At 65.5% G+C, this 17,496-nt stretch carries 14 protein-coding genes, 1 other RNA gene and 1 pseudogene; 9 read left to right on the top strand and 7 right to left on the bottom strand.

Annotated features, from left to right (window positions below; translation table 11 throughout):
• Positions 1-226 precede the first annotated feature (226 nt).
• From XpruCFBP8353_RS17195 to XpruCFBP8353_RS17180, 4 genes are all read left to right on the top strand, one after another.
• A complete protein-coding gene (locus XpruCFBP8353_RS17195; protein ID WP_244298176.1) occupies positions 227-736 on the top strand; it encodes a hypothetical protein in 510 nt (169 codons plus the stop codon).
• A gap of 497 nt (positions 737-1,233) precedes the next feature.
• Complete coding sequence (locus XpruCFBP8353_RS17190) at positions 1,234-1,533, top strand: XapX domain-containing protein (RefSeq protein ID WP_101364353.1); 300 nt, start codon at positions 1,234-1,236, stop codon at positions 1,531-1,533.
• Positions 1,534-1,736: 203 nt separating this feature from the next.
• On the top strand, positions 1,737-2,615 hold the full coding sequence (locus XpruCFBP8353_RS17185) for a glyoxalase (protein ID WP_101364289.1): 879 nt from the start codon (positions 1,737-1,739) through the stop codon (positions 2,613-2,615).
• Between the two features lie 5 nt (positions 2,616-2,620).
• Positions 2,621-4,018, top strand: coding sequence for an alginate export family protein (locus XpruCFBP8353_RS17180; protein WP_101364288.1), 1,398 nt, complete (start codon positions 2,621-2,623; stop codon positions 4,016-4,018).
• Between the two features lie 44 nt (positions 4,019-4,062).
• Here the strand turns inward: XpruCFBP8353_RS17180 and XpruCFBP8353_RS17175 are convergent, their stop codons facing one another.
• Positions 4,063-4,974, bottom strand: a complete 912-nt coding sequence (locus tag XpruCFBP8353_RS17175) for a LysR family transcriptional regulator (protein WP_101364287.1) — start codon at positions 4,972-4,974, stop codon at positions 4,063-4,065.
• Between the two features lie 125 nt (positions 4,975-5,099).
• Between XpruCFBP8353_RS17175 and XpruCFBP8353_RS17170 the strand changes: the two genes are divergently transcribed.
• Positions 5,100-5,837 (top strand): SDR family oxidoreductase, encoded by a 738-nt coding sequence (locus XpruCFBP8353_RS17170; protein WP_101364286.1) that lies wholly within the window; start codon positions 5,100-5,102, stop codon positions 5,835-5,837.
• Between the two features lie 59 nt (positions 5,838-5,896).
• On the top strand, positions 5,897-6,796 hold the full coding sequence (locus XpruCFBP8353_RS17165; protein ID WP_101364285.1) for an SDR family NAD(P)-dependent oxidoreductase: 900 nt from the start codon (positions 5,897-5,899) through the stop codon (positions 6,794-6,796).
• 42 nt (positions 6,797-6,838) lie between these two features.
• Here XpruCFBP8353_RS17165 and XpruCFBP8353_RS17160 read toward each other — a convergent pair.
• The 4 genes from XpruCFBP8353_RS17160 to trhA all read right to left on the bottom strand — a co-directional run bounded on the left by XpruCFBP8353_RS17160 (position 6,839) and on the right by trhA (position 8,248).
• Positions 6,839-6,915: non-coding RNA, sX9 sRNA (locus tag XpruCFBP8353_RS17160), on the bottom strand.
• 65 nt (positions 6,916-6,980) lie between these two features.
• Positions 6,981-7,274: a type II toxin-antitoxin system RelE/ParE family toxin gene (locus XpruCFBP8353_RS17155; protein ID WP_101364284.1), complete on the bottom strand. Its 294-nt coding sequence runs from the start codon at positions 7,272-7,274 to the stop codon at positions 6,981-6,983.
• Positions 7,262-7,519: a type II toxin-antitoxin system Phd/YefM family antitoxin gene (locus tag XpruCFBP8353_RS17150; protein ID WP_101364283.1), complete on the bottom strand. Its 258-nt coding sequence runs from the start codon at positions 7,517-7,519 to the stop codon at positions 7,262-7,264. The genes XpruCFBP8353_RS17155 and XpruCFBP8353_RS17150 overlap by 13 nt, the downstream gene beginning before the upstream one ends.
• A gap of 66 nt (positions 7,520-7,585) precedes the next feature.
• Positions 7,586-8,248 carry a PAQR family membrane homeostasis protein TrhA gene (trhA, locus tag XpruCFBP8353_RS17145; protein WP_101364282.1) on the bottom strand — a complete coding sequence of 221 codons (663 nt, stop codon included), beginning with the start codon at positions 8,246-8,248 and terminating at the stop codon, positions 7,586-7,588.
• 176 nt (positions 8,249-8,424) lie between these two features.
• On the opposite strand from trhA, the gene XpruCFBP8353_RS17140 reads away from it, so the two are divergent.
• Together XpruCFBP8353_RS17140 and XpruCFBP8353_RS17135 are read left to right on the top strand one after the other, a co-directional pair.
• Positions 8,425-10,920, top strand: a complete 2,496-nt coding sequence (locus XpruCFBP8353_RS17140) for a DEAD/DEAH box helicase (protein WP_162301097.1) — start codon at positions 8,425-8,427, stop codon at positions 10,918-10,920.
• Positions 10,917-12,434, top strand: a complete 1,518-nt coding sequence (locus XpruCFBP8353_RS17135) for a ribonuclease H-like domain-containing protein (RefSeq protein WP_101364281.1) — start codon at positions 10,917-10,919, stop codon at positions 12,432-12,434. Before XpruCFBP8353_RS17140 ends, XpruCFBP8353_RS17135 begins: the two co-directional genes overlap by 4 nt.
• Before the next feature lie 327 nt (positions 12,435-12,761).
• Here the strand turns inward: XpruCFBP8353_RS17135 and avrBs2 are convergent, their stop codons facing one another.
• Complete coding sequence (avrBs2, locus tag XpruCFBP8353_RS17130; protein WP_101364351.1) at positions 12,762-14,954, bottom strand: type III secretion system effector avirulence protein AvrBs2; 2,193 nt, start codon at positions 14,952-14,954, stop codon at positions 12,762-12,764.
• A gap of 135 nt (positions 14,955-15,089) precedes the next feature.
• Positions 15,090-16,247 carry an ROK family protein gene (locus XpruCFBP8353_RS17125; protein ID WP_101364280.1) on the bottom strand — a complete coding sequence of 386 codons (1,158 nt, stop codon included), beginning with the start codon at positions 16,245-16,247 and terminating at the stop codon, positions 15,090-15,092.
• A 102-nt stretch (positions 16,248-16,349) separates the two neighbouring features.
• On the opposite strand from XpruCFBP8353_RS17125, the pseudogene XpruCFBP8353_RS17120 reads away from it, so the two are divergent.
• Positions 16,350-17,494: pseudogene (locus XpruCFBP8353_RS17120) on the top strand (TonB-dependent receptor plug domain-containing protein).
• Positions 17,495-17,496 lie beyond the last annotated feature (2 nt).

Raw genomic sequence — 17,496 nt, 5'->3', positions numbered from 1 at the left:
TGGGGCCAGGTCGATGCGGCACATCGTGCCGATAACCAGATGCGTGATTGCGGGATGGGCGTTGAGCACGCGCAATTTGCATCGCCCTTGCACATCCATCGGCCATGGCGCGTCTGGTCGCACGCAGCAAAGCAGTGGATACTCCACGGCCGCTTTTTGCCAGCGCACGTCGTGCATGCGCTGCTGGCGAACCATTTCACCGTTTGCAAGGACGTCGTCAGTGTCGATGGATGTTTTACGTACCCTTTTGCCGCTCGTACTGCTGAGCATGTTGCCCGGCTGCAACCGCAACACCCCCAGCGCACCGCGCCCGGAGGCCGAGCACTTCACGTTGGCCGATCTGCAACAGCTAGGCTGCACCGTGACCGCCACACCCAAGCGCAACGTCAGCAAGATCCCGTTGATGGGCGAGGTGGATGGCTATGGCGTGACCAGCACTACCCCGTGCGCGACGCAGTTGGTGAGCCTGCTGCAGCCGGTGACCTACGAAGATGCCGTGTGGGAAGGCACACGCTCGGCGGCCGGCACATTTGCGAAGAACAATGGCTTCACGCGCGAAAGCTATGAAGGCGACCTCGGCGAATACAGCGAGATCGAGGTTTTCAGCCGCAACGGTAAGCAGGCCGGGTTCGAATACAGCGTGCAGGCCAAGGGCACACTGCATTCGGTGATCGTGATTTCTGACCGTATCGAACCGGATGCCGCGTTCGAGGCAGTGTTCAAGCGCAAGCTATGAGCCCGGGCGCTGCCTGCGTTGCGGGGACGTTGTAGCGCCTGCGAGCAAGTCGGCGGGGCGTTGCAAGGGAACATGCCCATGCCTCGGCAGGGCAGCGCGGCTGTGGCCGGCGATGGCAGGTTGCACCCGTGCTGCGCCAGGTCATGGCGCTGTGGTGCGATGGCGGCTGCAGCTGACGCATCGCCAGCACGCCTGCCCGGCTCCCCCGTTCGGGTCATCGGCGGGTGACCCGTCCCGGTGTTCTGGATTGGCGACAACGCGTCCAGCATGGAAGACACCGCAGCCATCGCACCACGCCATGGCCCGGTGCTCCCCGTCTTTTGAGAGATCACGTCGATGACATGGTCCGACTACTCCATGCAACGCATCGCACCGGCCGGTTGTGTCCCTTCCCGGCCATGCGGCCGTGCCCGGCTGTCTGCGCCGCTTCTGCTGCGTGGCGCACGCCTGCATCGCGCCGCCGCTGGCGTGTCGTGCAGGGACGCCAGGAGCCCGCCATGAAGCCCTATTTGCTCTCGCTCGCCGCCGGCCTGCTGGTCGGCATGATCTACAGCTTGCTCAACGTGCGCTCACCGGCGCCGCCGATCATTGCGTTGGTCGGCCTTCTCGGCATCCTGGTCGGCGAACAGCTGCCGCCGCTGGCACGTCAGCTGCTGACACGCAGCCAGGCGGAAACGTCGTGGATCCAGCAGCAGGTCAGGCCGCATATGTTTGGCCATCTGCCCAAGGCACAGCGCCCACCGCCGCGGGCAAAAAACGGCACTGCGCCAACGCAGGATGCGCGGCACGACGGCTGATCGCTCTGCGTGCGTGCCGATGTTGCGAATGCGATCAGCGGTGCGACGCGCACGCTGACGCGCCAGCGCGGCCCAGGCCTCCATTCCCAACGCTGAAGCGCATCGGTGTGACCGACTGCCACAGCAGCACCAGCACGTTGTCGCGACATCGCCGCATGCGCGCGGCTGCGCCACTACGCACTCCACTCTCCAAGGAACGTTCCATGCGCCTGATGCTCTCGCTGATCCTGCCTGCTGCCCTGTTGCTGCCGGCATGCGTGCAGGCGCCGCCGCCTGTGTCGGTCGGGCCGCAATACGACACCACCCATGTGTACGTCGCACCCGGCGATGTCGGCGCGTTCGCGCGCAGCTTTGCGGCCACCTTCGAAGGGCAAAGCACCCGTCGGGTGATTGCCACCGTGACGCCGACGCCGAGCAGCACCAGCTCGCAGCTGGTGCAGACCAAAGCCGGCACGGTGTCGTTGTTCGGCTTCCGGACACCGATCCCCTACCCGTTTGGGTTGGAACGCACCGGCTATCTGGTGACCGACATGGACCAGGCCATCAAGGCAGCGCGCGCTGCCGGAGCAGAGGTGCTGGTGGAACCGTTCAAGGATCCGATCGGCCGCGATGCAGTGATTGCCTGGCCGGGCGGCGTGAAAATGCAGCTGTATTGGCACGACACCCCACCGCATTACGCGCCGCTGGCCACCATTCCGGAAAATCGCGTGTACGTGTCGCGCGACCGTGCCGATGCCTTTACCACTGCCTGGCTGGCGTTCTCGCACGGCACGGTGGTGGACGATGATCGCAAGGCCGACGCTGCGCTGATCGGCCGGCCGGGCGATACCTATCGCAGCATCCTCATCCGCTCCGGCTTCGGCGATGTGCACGTGCTGGTGACCGATGGCCACCTGCCTTACCCCTACGGCCGCGAGCTCACCGGCTACGCGGTGCAGGATCTGGAAACGACGCTTGCGCAGGCGACTGCCTCGGGGGCGAACGTGCTGGTGCCTGTGGTGGCCGGTGCGCACCGCCGCTCGGCGATGGTGGCGTTCCCCGGCGGCTATATCGCCGAGCTGCATGCCGATACCCCGCTCTGATCGATATGACAGCACGCCTGGCGTTGCCGCTGATCGCGCTGTTGTCCGCGCACACCGCAGCATGCGCGCAACCGCCGGCGCCGGCTGGCGAGGCTGCAGCAGTGCGCCCGAAGATGGCATCCAATCGCTGGCAGGAAGACTGGTCGCCCCTGGTCGATCCTGCGCTGCGCACACAGCCGTTGGATCGCTTCAAGTTTGTGGCGCTCGGCGACGCAGCGTACGCATCGTTCGGCATCAACCTGCGCGAGCGCTTTGAAAGCAATCATGCGCCTGCGCTGGGGATTGGCCGTGAGCGCGACAGGTATCTGCTGCAGCGCCTGCAGGCGCATGTTGATCTGCGCGTTGGCGAGCACTGGCAACTGTTCACCCAACTGGAAGACGCGCGTGCGTTCGACAAACGCCAGCAGGGGCCGGCCGATGCCAATCGCGTCGATCTGCGCATGGCGTTCGTCGCCTACACCGCGCCAGTAAGCAACGGGGTATTGAAGTGGCGCGTGGGCCGGCAGGAATTTGCGTTCGACCTGCAGCGCTTTGTCTCGCTGCGCGATGGGCCCAACGTGCGTCAGGCGTTCGATGCGGCGTGGGTCGACTACGAAACCGGCCCGTGGCGCGTGATCGCCTTCGTCAGTCAGCCGGTGCAGTACGCCAACGCGCGCAACTTCGACGATGTGTCCAACCGCCATCTTCGTTTCGACACCGTGCGCATCGAGCGCCATGTATTGGGCACCAACGAGCTATCGCTGTATTACGCGCGTTACCGGCAGGATGCTGCCGGTTTTCTGGATGCATCCGGCGATGAACGTCGCCACATCCTGGATGCGCGCTTTGCCGGTGCGCAGCGGCAGATGGATTGGGACGTGGAGGCCATGGGGCAGCGTGGACGCGTCGGCAGCAGCCGTGCGCGTGCCTGGGCCATGGGCATCAAGACCGGCTATACCTGGCAGACCAGCGCATTGACGCCCCGCCTGGGCCTGCAGGTGGATACCGCATCCGGCGACCGTCACCCCGGCGACGGTCGCGTGGAGACCTTCAACCCGCTGTTTCCGAACGGGGCGTACATCAACCTGGCCGGCTACACCGGCTACGCCAACCTGCTGCTGGTCAAACCGGTGCTCACCGTGCAACCGACCGCAATGCTCAGCGTCACCGCGGCCGTAGGGTTGTTGTGGCGCCAGCGCACCGCCGATGCGGTGTACATGCAACCGGACATTCCGCTGGCCGGAACGGCGGGCACCGGCACGCGCTGGACCGGCCGTTACCTACAGCTGCGTGGCGACTGGAAGCTCACCACGCATCTGCAGACCGCGTTGGAAGTGGTGCAGTACCAGCCCGGCGAAAGCGTGCGCGCGGCCGGCGGTCACGACAGCCATTACGTCGGCTGCGAAATGAAGTTCATGTGGTAGTTCGCCGTCGCCATGGTTGCGCAACGCAACGTACGAAGGCGGGATTACCCCGTTGGCTGGGCAACGCCTGCGTGCTTGGCAAATTCGCCAGCGGCCCAGTCCAGAAACACGCGCAGCCGTGGCGACAGTTGGCGGGCACGGGAATACAGCAACGACACCGGGTTGGACGGCGGTGGGGTGTCGCGCAGGATTTCCACCAGCGTGCCTTGCTGCAGGTCCTGCGCCACGTGGAAGCGCGGCACCTGCGCGATGCCCAGGCCGAGCCGGATCCCGGCCAGATAGCTCTCGGTGCCGGTGACGCTGAGCAGGCTGGGCGGTGTGAATGTGCGCAGTCCTTGCGCGGTCTGAAATTCCAGTGGTGTGACCACGCCGGTGGTGATCGACCGTAAACCCACCATGCGGTGTTCGTGCAGGGCATCCAGCTGCACTGGCATGCCGAAGCGCTGCAAATACTCCGGCGTGGCGCAGGTGAGGCGTTCGAGCATGGCCACACGGCGCGCGACCAGTTCGCTGTCGCGCAGCGGGCCATAGCGCAGCACGCAGTCGATGCCTTCTTCCACCAGATCCACCCAGCGGTCGCTCTCGCTCATCACCAGTTGAATCTGTGGGTACTGCGCAAAGAACGCCGGCAACCCCGGCAGCAAAAAGTGCCGCGCCAGCGTGCCCTGCACTTCCACCCGCAGCAGCCCCTTGGGCACCACACCGCGGAAGCTGCCTTCGGCATCGTCCACGTCATCGAGGATGCGCATGCAGCGTTGATGGAAGAGCTCGCCATCGAGCGTGGGCCGTACCACGCGCGTGGTGCGCTGTAACAGGCGCACACCCAGACGCGCTTCCATCTCGGCGATGACCTTGGTGGCGGTTGAGCGCGGAATTTCCATATCGTTGGCAGCGGCAGTGAAGCTGCGCCGCTCCACGATCCGTACGAACAACTGCATGGCAGCGAACCGATCCATGGCACTCCTTGCCCACTGTTCGGGCGTTGGAAACAGTGCTGTGCAGTTTAGTGTGATTATCGCCGTGTCATTGCATTGGATAGTTTCCGCAACGCCGCAGCCCGCGGCATAACGGAAGAACCTGCATGACTCAGCAGCACAAAGTTGCATTGGTGACCGGAGCTTCGCGCGGTATTGGCGCTGCCATCGCGCAGCGATTGGCCGGCGATGGCTTTGCCGTCGTACTCAATTACGCCGGCCATGCGGATGAGGCCGATCAGTTGGTACGCACCATCGAGGCGGCCGGTGGCCGCGCGATCAGCGTGCAAGCCGATGTCAGCGACCCAGCCGCCGTCGAGCGATTGTATGCAGCAGCAGAGACCGCTTTCGGCGGCGTGGATGTGCTGGTCAACAACGCCGGCATCATGCAGCTGGCCACGTTGGCCGACAGCGACGATGCCTTGTTCGACAAGCACATCGCCATCAATCTGAAAGGCACCTTCAACACGCTGCGCCAGGCCGCACGACGGCTGCGCGATGGGGGTCGCATCGTCAACCTGTCCACAAGCGTGGTCGGCTTGAAGCTGGAAACCTATGGTGTGTATGCGGCCACCAAGGCGGCGGTGGAAACGCTGACGGCGATCCTGTCCAAAGAACTGCGCGGACGTGCCATCACTGTCAACGCGGTAGCCCCTGGCCCGACCGGCACGGCGCTGTTCCTGGACGGCAAGTCGCCGGAGCTGATCGAACGCTTGTCCAAGGCCAACCCGCTGGAACGTCTTGGCTGCCCGGAAGACATCGCGGCGGCGGTGGCGTTCCTGGTCGGCCCCGATGGCGGCTGGATCAATGGCCAAGTGCTGCGCGCCAACGGCGGCATGGTCTGACCCGCTGTGGCGCGCAGCGTTGCGCACGCTGCTGGTTTTCCCCCTGGAGGAGCAATGACATGAGCAAACGCATCTTGGTCACTGGCGCGTCCAGCGGCTTCGGCCGATTGACCGCCGAAGCGCTGGCGGCCGCCGGCCACACCGTCTACGCCTCCATGCGCGATGCCGCCGGCCGCAATGCCGGTGTGGCGCAGGAGATGGCTGCCTTGGCAAGCAAGCGGCAACTGGCCTTGCACGCCGTCGAGCTGGACGTGCAATCGCAGGCCTCGGCCGACGCGGCGGTGGCATCCATCGTGGCGAAGGCCGGTGGGCTGGACGTGGTGGTGCACAACGCCGGGCACATGGTGTTCGGCCCGGCCGAAGCGTTCACCGCCGAGCAGCTGGCGCAGGTCTACGACATCAACGTGCTGGGCACGCAGCGGGTCAACCGCGCGGCGTTGCCGCAGTTGCGCGCGCAGCAGCAGGGCCTGCTGGTGTGGGTGTCCAGCAGCAGCTCGGCAGGTGGCACACCGCCCTATCTGGCGCCCTACTTCGCAGCCAAGGCGGCGATGGATGCACTGGCGGTGCAGTACGCACGCGAGTTGGCGCGCTGGGGTGTCGAAACTTCGATCATCGTGCCCGGCGCCTTCACCAAGGGCACCAACCACTTTGCGCATGCCGGCACGCCGGACGATGCCCCGCGCGCCGCTGCATACGAGGCCGGCCCGTATGCGGGGTTTGGCGACCAGGTGCAGCAGGCGTTTGCGCGCCTGGTGCCCGAAGACGCCGACGTGGCCGAGGTGGCGCAGGCGATCGTGCAGGTGGTGGACACACCATTCGGCAAGCGGCCGTTCCGGGTGCATATCGACCCGACCGGCGATGGCGCCGACGTGGGCTTTGCCGTGCTCGACCGCCTGCGCTCAGAGATGCTGCAGCGCGTGGGATTGGACGACCTGTTGGCACCGCGCGTGGTGCAATGATGGAACGCGGCAGGTACTTGGAGTGCCTGCCGGCTAGAGAGCGGATAACACGACGTGGCGAACAGTCGTCAACTGGATGGGGACGGCGCACTCACAATCGGAGTGTCGGCGTGGTGCATGCCGCACCGAGCACCGGCCGCGCCCGCCTGGCGGCTGTGCAATGGTTTTGTTGCCGCTCTTAGCGTCAAAGACGGTTCTTGCGAAGCGCGCGCTCCCACCGCATTCCGTGCACCACCACGATGCGCTGCCCATCCACGCGGTAGAACACGCGGCAAGGTGGTTCGACAATCTGGCGATAGCGCGAGCGCTTGAGTTCCTGTGGCCGGCTTCCGCTGTCCGGATGTTCAATCAATTGCTCAACGTGCGCGAACACCCGTTTCACCGGTGCCGCTGCGGCGGGCGCGTTGTCAATTGCGATGTAGTCGGCAATCGCGTCCACATCAGCCAATACCGGCACCGACCAGATTATTTCAGCCATCGCGCCATGCGGTGCTGTGCCTGTTCATGGCTCAGCGTACGGCCTTCCGCTACTGCCATTTCTCCACGGGCGATTCCTTCGAGGAGCGCCATGCGCTGCTGCATGCGCTCATCGCTGGCAACATCCACCAGATAGACACTGGGTAAACCGTGCTGTGTGATCAGGATTGGCTCCTTGTCGCGCTCTGCAGCTGCAAGAAGTTCGGTCGCCTGACGCTTGAGCGTGGTGACACGTTCGGTGCGCATGGAGTGACATTAAAGTATCACTCAGGGCGAGGAAAGCGGCCGGCCCGAGGACGCCAAGCTGCGCCCTCACCCCTCGCCCAACGGCCGCAGGCACAGCCAGATGGCACACCAATGCGATAGCGCGCCGCCCAGGACATGGGCGTGCCAGATGGCGCGGTTGTAGATGAGCGATTTGCGTACATAGAACGCCACGCCCACGGTGTAGAACGCGCCGCCGGCGGCGATGAGCCAGAGCACCGCGCTGTCCAGCCCGGCGACCATCTGGTTGATCACCACGATGCCCGCCCAGCCCAGCAGTAAGTAGATCGCCACCCAGAAGCCCTTGGCGATGCCAGGTAGGCACAACTTGGCGAACACGCCGAACAAGGCCACGCACCAGACGCTGAGGATCATCACCCACCGCCAGGTGCCATCGAGCGCAACCAGGAAAAACGGCGTGTACGAGCCGGCGATCATGACGAAAATGCCGGCGTGGTCGAACTTGCGCAGCATCGGTTGGCGCTGCGGCGGAGCGAAGTTGTAAGCCGCCGAACAGGCGAACATCACCAGCAGCCCCAGCGCATAGATGCAGGTGGCCAGCAGCATGGTCTGGCTGGCGTGCGCGCGCCACACCATCCAGGCGCCGCCAACGATGGCCAGGAACAGACCGGCGGCATGCACCGCAATATCGGCGCGGCGAGCGGAGACAGACTTGTAATGCGGAGCAGTGACGTTGGCGGACACGGGCACGGCGGTTCTTCGATGTGGGGGATCCCACAGCGTGCAGGGCAGCCGTGACGCTGTGGGGGCCACAGGATACCTGGCTTGCTGAATCCGCTCAGTGAGGCAGGCTGGGCGCGGCGGCGCCGGTCTCATACCCTGAGACATCCTTTTCGTTTGATCTCCCTCTTTGGGAGCCTTGCCGTATGCCTCCGTTTGTCCTCGCTCCCCGCACCGAAACCGCCGAACGCGCGCTAGCCACCACCGACGGTCGGCCCAGCCGCGATGGCGCGCTGCTCACCGAGCGCCTGGAACGGCGCTACCACGACCGCATCACCGGCAGCTTCACCATTCCCGGGCGCGAGGGCCGCTACGCACCGATTCCCGAGGATGTGCCCAGCGCACTGGCCGATGCGCTGCAGGCGCGCGGCATCAGCCAGCTCTACAGCCATCAGGCCGATGCCTGGGCGGCCACCCAGCGCGGCGAGCATGTGGCGATCGTGACGCCCACCGCGTCGGGCAAATCGCTGTGCTACACGCTGCCGGTGGTAAGTGCGGCGATGACCAGCGGCGCCAAGGCGCTGTACCTGTTTCCGACCAAGGCGCTGGCGCAGGATCAGGTGGCCGAGTTGCTGGAGTTGAACCGCGCCGGCGAGCTGGGCGTGAAAGCCTTCACCTTCGACGGCGACACGCCCGGCGATGCGCGGCAGGCGATCCGCCTGCATGGCGATATCGTGGTGAGCAACCCGGACATGCTGCACCAGGCGATCCTGCCGCATCACACCAAGTGGGCGCAGTTCTTCGAGAACCTGCGTTATGTGGTGATCGACGAGATCCATACCTACCGCGGTGTGTTCGGCAGCCACGTCACCAATGTGCTGCGCCGGCTCAAGCGCATCTGCGCGTTCTATGGCGCCACTCCGCAGTTCATTCTGTGCTCGGCCACCATCGGCAATCCGCACGCGCACGCGCAGGCCTTGATCGAAGAACAGGTGCATGCGATCACCGAATCCGGCGCACCCACCGGCGACAAGCACGTGCTGTTGTGGAACCCGCCGGTGGTCAATGCCGATCTGGGCCTGCGTGCGTCGGCGCGTTCGCAAAGCAACCGCATTGCGCGCATCGCGATCAAGAGCGGCTTGAAGACGCTGGTGTTCGCGCAGACGCGCCTGATGGTGGAAGTGCTGACCAAGTATCTGAAGGATATCTTCGACCACGACCCGCGCAAGCCGCCACGCATTCGCGCGTACCGCGGCGGCTACCTTCCTACCGAGCGGCGTGAGGTAGAGCGTGCGATGCGTGCGGGCACGATCGACGGCATCATTTCCACCTCGGCGCTGGAACTGGGTGTGGATATCGGCGCGCTGGACGTGGTGATCCTCAACGGCTACCCAGGTAGCGTGGCCGCTACTTGGCAACGCTTCGGCCGCGCCGGGCGTCGCCAGCAACCGGCGCTGGGCGTGCTGGTGGCCAGCTCGCAACCCTTGGACCAATACGTGGTGCGGCACCCGGACTTCTTCGCCGATGCCTCGCCCGAACATGCGCGCACCGCGCCGGACCAACCGCTGATTTTGTTCGATCACATCCGCTGCGCCGCGTTCGAATTGCCGTTCATCGCCGACGAGCCGTTCGGGCCGATCGACCCGCTGGTGTTTCTGGAAGCGCTGGCCGAAGGCGAAGTGATCCATCAGGAAGGCGACCGCTGGGAATGGATCGCCGACAGCTACCCGGCCAATGCGGTGAGCCTGCGCTCGGTGGCCGATGGCAACTTCGTGGTGGTGGACAAGAGCGACGGCAAGCAGCAGATCATCGCCGAAGTGGATTACTCGGCCGCTGCGCTCACCTTGTACGAGGGCGCCATCCACATGGTGCAGAGCACGCCGTACCAGGTGGAGCGGCTGGATTGGGAAGGCCGCAAGGCCTACGTGACGCGCACGCATGTGGACTACTACACCGACAGCATCGACTACACCAAGTTGAAGGTGCTGGACCGCTTCGATGGCGGCGTGGCCGGCCGTGGCGACTCGCATCATGGCGAAGTGCATGTGGTGCGGCGCGTGTCCGGCTACAAGAAGATCCGCTACTACACGCATGAAAACATCGGCTACGGCCCGGTCAATCTGCCCGACCAGGAGCTGCACACCACCGCGGTGTGGTGGCAGCTGCCGCAGGCCACCCTGGGCAAGGCGTTCGCGTCCAAGCAGGATGCGCTGGATGGATTTTTAGGCGCCGCCTACGCGCTGCACGTGGTGGCCACGGTGGCGGTGATGGCCGATGCGCGCGACCTGCAGAAGGCGGTAGGCAATGGCGACGGCGCCTGGTTTGCGGTGGCCGACCAGACCGGGCGTGGGCAACTGCGCGGCGTGGAAGAAGGCGAGCACGACGCGGTGGAACTGCAGCAGGCCTTCGTGCCCACGGTGTATCTGTACGACAACTTCCCCGGCGGCGTGGGCTTGAGCGAGCCGCTGTGGCTGCGGCAGGCCGAGCTGCTGCAGCGCGCGGACGAGCTGGTGCGGCGGTGCGACTGCATGGCTGGCTGCCCGGCCTGCGTCGGCCCCGTACTGGCCGCGCATGAGGAAGGCAAGGGCGAGTCGCCCAAGTCGCTGGCGTTGACCGTGCTGGCGCTATTGTTCGATGCGGATGCGCCGTTGCGGCATGCCACGCAGGTGGACGACGACCTGGCGCTGGACGTGCTTGCATGAGTGTAAGTGCGGACCGGCTGCGGTTACTGCGTCGGCAGGCCGGGCATGCGGATGTGCGTGCGCCGGCAACGGGTGCGCATGACGGTGCAGTGGATGATGCGAATGGGTTAGCTGCAGTAAATGCACAGGCCGATGCGCACCAGCTGCACGCGGCAGTGGTCAGGCAAACCGCTGGTGATGCAGTTGGTCCGGGCGGTGTAGTTGATGCGGCAGGCGATGCGCACCGGCGTGCCACAGGTGACATGCCTGCAACGGCGCAACCGGCACGTGCGCCGACAGCACCGGTGCCTGGCAGCGACCCTGGAGTGAGCGCAGAACGTTTGCGCCTGCTACGCCGTCAGGTGGGCGGGCTGACGCCCACGACACGCAAGGACGATGCGATGATGCCGACGCGTGCGCAACGCCAGTCTGCACCGGGTCCCGCTGGGTCTGCGTCGCACACGTTGCCGCGCGAGGCTGTTGCGCGAAGCGCGCAGCCCGGCAGCGCAGATGCTGTCAGTGCGCTGCGTACCCCGCACACCACACCGGCCATGACGCGCCGCGCCTTGCAGGCGCCGGTTGCCGCAGCGCCTGCGCGCGATAGCTCGGCGTTTGCCTGGGTGGACCACGATGTGCGCCACAAGCCGGCAGGTGCGGCGGCCGATGCGCCAGCGCGCGCGGTGGCTGTGCGCGCGACACCTGCTGTGCCAACGTCCAACCCGGCATCGCCGCGAGGTACCGACATCGCCGGCCTGCGCAGGATGATCGGCCTGCGCGAGCGCGCGGTGTTGGCGCATACGCCGGTCCGTGCGCCATCCACCGACCGTCATCTCCCTGGCAAAGAGATCGCACCCGGCCTGCATCTGATCGAAGCGTTCCTTCCGCAAGCGATTCCCTCCCAGGCGCTCTCGCTGGCCTTCGCCAAGCGCGAGGATGCGGTCGACCCGCTGGACCTGCTGTTCTTCGACACCGAAACCACGGGCCTGGCCGGCGGTACCGGTACCCGCGCCTTCATGATCGGCGTGGCCGATTGGTGTGTCGATGCCGTGCAAGGCAGCGGCCTGCGCGTGCGTCAATTGATGATGTCGACGATGGCGGCCGAAAGCGCGATGCTCGATCTGTTCCGCACCTGGCTGACACCGCGCACCGTCCTGTCCAGCTACAACGGCCGCTGCTACGACGCGCCGCTGCTGAAGACGCGCTACCGCCTGGCCCGACGCGGCGACCCGATTTCCGCGCTGGACCATGTGGATCTGCTGTTCCCCACCCGCCGCCGCTATCGCGGCACCTGGGAGAACTGCAAGCTGTCCACCATCGAGCGGCAGCTGCTGCGCGTGGTGCGCGAAGACGACCTGCCCGGCTCCGAGGCCCCGGCCGCCTGGTTGAGTTACCTGCGCGGCGGCAGCGCGCGCAACCTGCGCCGCGTGGCCGAGCACAATCACCAGGACGTGGTGACCTTGTCGCTGCTGATGCAACGGCTGGTGGCGGCGGACGCGCAGGAGCGGGAGGTGATTCCACTGCTAGAAGCGCCGTAGCGCGACAGGACGCAAAGGTGCAGGCGGGCAGTGGGCGGCGCGACGAACGCCACAGTCGTTGCGCACGACCAAGCACACCGCAACGCCGGGACTGCCAAGCGATGGCAACCCACTGGACCACCGGCTCCCGCGCATCGGCATTGCAATGCGCGTCGGCGCGGATGTCGCGGTTGTTGCTGGACGGGCGCCCAAGAGAAAGCGTCGCACTTGCAGCTGTCGGTGACGCACCCTTCTCCGCCGCCACGGCTGCCTTTTGTATCCGGTCTGCCGCCCGGGCGAAGCCAGCGACGGGACCGCACGTGCCAGCAACGCATCATTGCGCCGCCATCATTCCTCCGGCTTGGCATCCTTGTCATGCTCGTTGAGGTAATGACTCACGGGCGCACCGCGATAGCGCTCGGTGAGCATGCCGAGCGATTCCGCACGCGTGTCGATGGCCGCGCGTGCTTCCGGCGTCAGCTGCGCAGCGGCACCGCGATCCAGGCGCGCACCCTCGCGCACTGCATCGACGCTCTGCTTGTCCAGCGTCCGCTTCCTCGCGGCGAACTCCTGGCGACGCAAGTTTGCAATCGCCGCATCGCGCTTTGTGTCGATGGTCGTTCCGGGCGGAGCATTCAACTCCACGCCGGTGTGTCCGCGTGGCAACGTGCGGTCTTCGCGCAATGCCAGCACTTCTTCGTTCGGCTCATCGGTGAGCACGCTCTCGCCCTGGTCCCGAAATGTCCCGGCGGTGCCGCGTTTCGGCTCGAATCCGTCTTCGGTCACCGGATTGATCTCGCCGAACATCCCCCACGTGAAGTATTGCCGCCCTCCATCAGACTTCGCCACCGAAAAGTCTTCGAAACGGTAGGCAGCACTGAACGCGGCCTCCTCGTAGCCGGAGCCCGGCTGCCGCAGACGTGCGCGGGCTTCCTGCATGGCCTTGCCGGCGTTGCTGTCCGGGTGAGCAACCATGGCCTCTGCGATCACCGGATGCATGCCGTTCCAGCTTTGCATCCAGCCGGTCGCGGTATCGGCCAAGCCGCTGACGCTGTCGCCGCCGGGGAAGGCAGCGCGCATCTGCGGGTTCTCGATGTGGGACTGGTCCAGGATCGGCACAACCTTGACCTTGCTGAGATCGTTTCTGAGCTTGCGCCGCCGCGGTTCGTCGCTGGAATGCAGCGGGTTGATCTGCAGACGCTTGCAGAGATTGGCAAACAGTTGATCGAATCCGCCCTTGTAGGCGCTCGAATACACCTTGATTGCCGTGAACGGAAGAACCTGCGGTTGACTCAACAGCATCAAGGCGACGTCTTCGGGCGTGTTCTCCTTGCAGTCCAGCACGACCGACATGCCAGGTTTGGTCCCGCTCACATGGCGCAGCACCTGATCGATGCTGGCCAGACGTTGATCGGTCTTGACGAAATTACCGTCCACGGGATTACGAATCACGATGGGTTGATCGCGTAGTTCGGCGTACGGCATGTCGGCGACCAGGCGATTATCGGGCTGATCCAGCGTTCGCCCCACCGTGAAGTCGTGGAGCAGCATCGGTACGCCGTCGGCGCTCACCTCGACATCCAGCTCCACGGTACGGTAGCCCTTCGCATACGCGTTATCGATCGCAGAAAGCGAATTTTCCGGAATGCCATGGTGAAAGTCGTACAACCCACGGTGCACCATGACGTCTTTGCCGATCGCCTTGGTGCTGTCGGCACTCAGATAGTTCGCGTGCACGATGGTCTTGAGGTGCTCCTGCATTTCCTTGGTCTTGCCTTCAAGCAGACGATGATCGTCTGGCTTGTAGAACCCGGCGCCACCTTCCTGGGCGGGGATCTGGTGGCCCCGATACTGCGGAACCGCCAAGGGTTTACGCCGCGTCGGCGTACGTGCGGCAGGCTGCAGCCAGTTCGGCGTCGCGAGCCCGTGGCCGGCAAGATCCAGCTGCTTGCCGAGTGCGGCAAGCGCCGCGTCGCTGAAGGTGTCGCCAGGCGCAAACGCGCGTTGCAGGTTGAAGATGATGCGCCCTTGTTGCGCATCGATCAGCACGGGGCCTGCGGCCGCACGTGCGCGTGCGGGCAGCCCGCGCGACATGGCAGTGAATGCGGCGGTATCCAGATACACCGGCTCCAGTGTCCCGGCGGCGAAGCGTGCCGCAATGCTGTCGGATTTGAGCGCCGTGCCGGCCTGCGCAAGATGCGTGGCAAGCTTGCCTTGCAGTGTCTGCACGGTGATCTGACGCGCCTGCACTTCGGCCAGACGCTGCTCGGAGAATTCGCTGTCGAGCGCCACCAAGGCCGGCTTGCCTGTCATCGCGCTGTCGTTCAGCGGCACGAGCGGAGGTGCACTGCCGACGCGGCGACGCGGCCTTTCTCGCAGTGGCGGGGTGTCGCCCGGCATGTGCGGCACCTGCGTCGGGCTGTTCGCACTGGTGTGCGTCGGTAGTGCCGGCACAGCAGTGTGCGCGACAGAAGGTTGCAGAGGACCGATACGCATGATGACCTCGAAAACGCGGCGGGCGGCCAGTAAACCGCGTGGCATATGACAATTCGCAAATTTGGCGAAAAGTACCGCCGGGATGCGAAACGATGCCTGCGTTGTGCGGGTGTCCAGCGCATGCTTTGTCTGGATGCGTTGCACAGCACTTGGCGCGCACATCGCCGCGCATGACGCACGCTAGAACAGCGTTTCCTTGAACGGCAGCATGGCCGCGCCCAGCACGGTGGCATGAGCCGTCACCTGCCCGACCTGCAGCGTCGGATACGGCAATGCAACGCCACGCCGAGGCGCAGGTTCAAAGGCGATGCGGGCGATCAGCCGTTGCGCAAGATCGGTTGGCAGGCGCGCCCCGAAGACGATCACGCGCGGATCGATCAACGCAATGATCGCCGCCACCGCAAGCGTCACGGTCGGCTCCACTGCATCCAGCCACGCGTCGATCTGCGGCCACCCCGCATCGTAGTGCTGCAGCATGGTATGCAGGTCCGGCAGCGCGTGGCCATCAGCCGCCAGCGCCTGGCGCAGGCTTTCCAGCGTTGGCCGCGCCATGCCGGTGATGGCCGAGATGCGCCCCAGTTCGCCCACATTGCCGTGCGCGCCGCGGCGCACGTTGCCGGCAGCAATCACGCCGGCAGCAAAGCCGTCGGAGATCGACAGATAGACCAGGTCCGGCGATTGGCGGCCAATGCCGTACACGGCCTCGGCCAGGGCGGCGCAATGGGCGTCGTTGTCCATCCACACCGGTAGCTGCAGGCAATCGGCGACAAACCGATCCAGCTCCACCTGCATCCATTCCGCTGCAAGCGACAACGGCGGATTGACCCGGGTGCCATCGCCGATGCGCGGGCCGGTCATGCTCAGGCCGACGCCGAACACATGCTGCCGATCCACGCCGGCCGCCCCTAGCAGAGCCTCCACCAAGGCCGGCAGTTGTGCACGCACCACCGCCAGCGTCAACGGGAAGGCCGTGAGCTGGCGCATGCCACGGACCTGGCCGGCGAAGTCGATCAGCACCACCGCAAACCCATCGACCATCAACGACACCCCCACGCTGTATGCATAACCCGGCACCAGACTCACTTGCGCGCTCGGTTGGCCGCGACCACGCCGCAACGAGGGCCGCAGCTGTAGCAAGCCGTGCGCCACCAGCGGGTCGACGATGCCCTTGATGCCGGGCACGCTGAGCCCGCTGGCGCGTGGCAGATCCGCACGCTCGAACTGCCCGGCACTGCGGATCAAATCCAGCAGCAGGCGCTCGCTGGGACCGGCGGCCTGCCCATCGCTACGACGGCGGTAATGCGAACGAATGGCTGCGTTTGCGAACAAAGGGGGCATGCAGGGAGAAACGTCCGGCGTTGTCATAATCGTTTTAATTAAGCAGCTTAATTTAATCCGCCTGCGGCCCTACGTTCGGGCCACCGACGTTGGTATCGTGCCATGCGCCTGTTGCATTCCCCTTCCCACCCCCATTGCGCTGCCCTGTCTTGCCCACATCATCCGCTTGCGCTGGGGCTGGCCTCTGTCGGCTGGCTCCCTTCGTACGCCATCGCTGCCGAGTCGCCGGTCGAGGCCGACGCACCGACCCTGGATGCGGTGCAGATGCGCAACTCGTTCCAGTCGCAGAACACGCGTGCCATCGCCACCAGGCAGGCGGCGCCCACCATCGTGGATCCGGTCGCCGCCGACAGCATCGGGCAATTGCCGGACTTCGATGTGGGCGATGCGCTGCGCCGGGTCACCGGCGTGAGCACGGTCGAGTACCAGGGCGAACCACGCTATGTGACGGTGCGCGGCCTCAACGGCAACGACAACAGCATGCTGATCGACGGCTTTGTGTTCGCCAGCAACGAACGGAGCGGCGTGACCGCACGCGTGGATTGGCAGCCGGATGGTCCGCTCAGCGGCCATGTATCCGGCTACAGGTTCAACCAGCGCGAATCCTCCGACCGCAATACCCAGGCCGCCCAGGTGCAGAACAGCGCGCGCCTGACCCGCAGCGGCCCGCAAAGCGGCACGCTGGACAATCTCAACCCGCTCGTCGAGTTGGGCAACTGCACTGGAAACGCGGGCTGTCCGGCATCAACGGCCAATTGCTGGCCGAGCTGCCTGGCCAGTGCCGCGGCGCGCTGCGGGCAAGCACCTCGCGCGCCACGGTGGACAACCCGCAGACCTGTGACCGCTTCCAGCAGAACCGGCTGGCCTACGGCTTCGATTGGAACGGCACCCTGCCGGCATTCACGGCCCTGGGCCCGGCACTGGCCGACGACCCGACCCGCTACCGCCAACCTTACCCACCAGCAGGGCAGCACCCTGGCCTGGAGCCGTACCGGCGAGCTGTGGGACGACCGCTACTCCAACTACAGCAACCAGCAGGAGTTTTATCGCAACCGCTACCAGCAACCGCTGCACCGTCTCGATCTGAAACTGGCCTGGGACGGCTCGCCCGCAGTGGCGGTGAGCCTGGATGTGCTCAACCTGGCCGGCCAGGGCCACGAATACCGCATCGGCCGCCACCAGGAATACGTGCAATCGGCCTGAAAATGGCACCCACCGTGATGCTCGGCGTCAACGTCAAACTCTGAGG

The sequence above is a fragment of the Xanthomonas prunicola genome (genome assembly GCF_002846205.1).
Taxonomy (GTDB): domain Bacteria; phylum Pseudomonadota; class Gammaproteobacteria; order Xanthomonadales; family Xanthomonadaceae; genus Xanthomonas; species Xanthomonas prunicola.
This window is presented reverse-complemented; position numbering and strand designations above follow the sequence as displayed.

Excerpts from the sequence above, each read along its gene's own strand:
- XpruCFBP8353_RS17195 (WP_244298176.1), top strand. The coding sequence starts at position 227 with ATGGATGTTTTACGTACCCTTTTGCCGCTCGTACTGCTGAGCATGTTG.
- XpruCFBP8353_RS17190 (WP_101364353.1), top strand. The coding sequence starts at position 1,234 with ATGAAGCCCTATTTGCTCTCGCTCGCCGCCGGCCTGCTGGTCGGCATG.
- XpruCFBP8353_RS17185 (WP_101364289.1), top strand. The coding sequence starts at position 1,737 with ATGCGCCTGATGCTCTCGCTGATCCTGCCTGCTGCCCTGTTGCTGCCG.
- XpruCFBP8353_RS17180 (WP_101364288.1), top strand. The coding sequence starts at position 2,621 with ATGACAGCACGCCTGGCGTTGCCGCTGATCGCGCTGTTGTCCGCGCAC.
- XpruCFBP8353_RS17175 (WP_101364287.1), bottom strand. The coding sequence starts at position 4,974 with ATGGATCGGTTCGCTGCCATGCAGTTGTTCGTACGGATCGTGGAGCGG.
- XpruCFBP8353_RS17170 (WP_101364286.1), top strand. The coding sequence starts at position 5,100 with ATGACTCAGCAGCACAAAGTTGCATTGGTGACCGGAGCTTCGCGCGGT.
- XpruCFBP8353_RS17165 (WP_101364285.1), top strand. The coding sequence starts at position 5,897 with ATGAGCAAACGCATCTTGGTCACTGGCGCGTCCAGCGGCTTCGGCCGA.
- XpruCFBP8353_RS17155 (WP_101364284.1), bottom strand. The coding sequence starts at position 7,274 with ATGGCTGAAATAATCTGGTCGGTGCCGGTATTGGCTGATGTGGACGCG.
- XpruCFBP8353_RS17150 (WP_101364283.1), bottom strand. The coding sequence starts at position 7,519 with ATGCGCACCGAACGTGTCACCACGCTCAAGCGTCAGGCGACCGAACTT.
- XpruCFBP8353_RS17140 (WP_162301097.1), top strand. The coding sequence starts at position 8,425 with ATGCCTCCGTTTGTCCTCGCTCCCCGCACCGAAACCGCCGAACGCGCG.
- XpruCFBP8353_RS17135 (WP_101364281.1), top strand. The coding sequence starts at position 10,917 with ATGAGTGTAAGTGCGGACCGGCTGCGGTTACTGCGTCGGCAGGCCGGG.
- avrBs2 (WP_101364351.1), bottom strand. The coding sequence starts at position 14,954 with ATGCCACGCGGTTTACTGGCCGCCCGCCGCGTTTTCGAGGTCATCATG.
- XpruCFBP8353_RS17125 (WP_101364280.1), bottom strand. The coding sequence starts at position 16,247 with ATGCCCCCTTTGTTCGCAAACGCAGCCATTCGTTCGCATTACCGCCGT.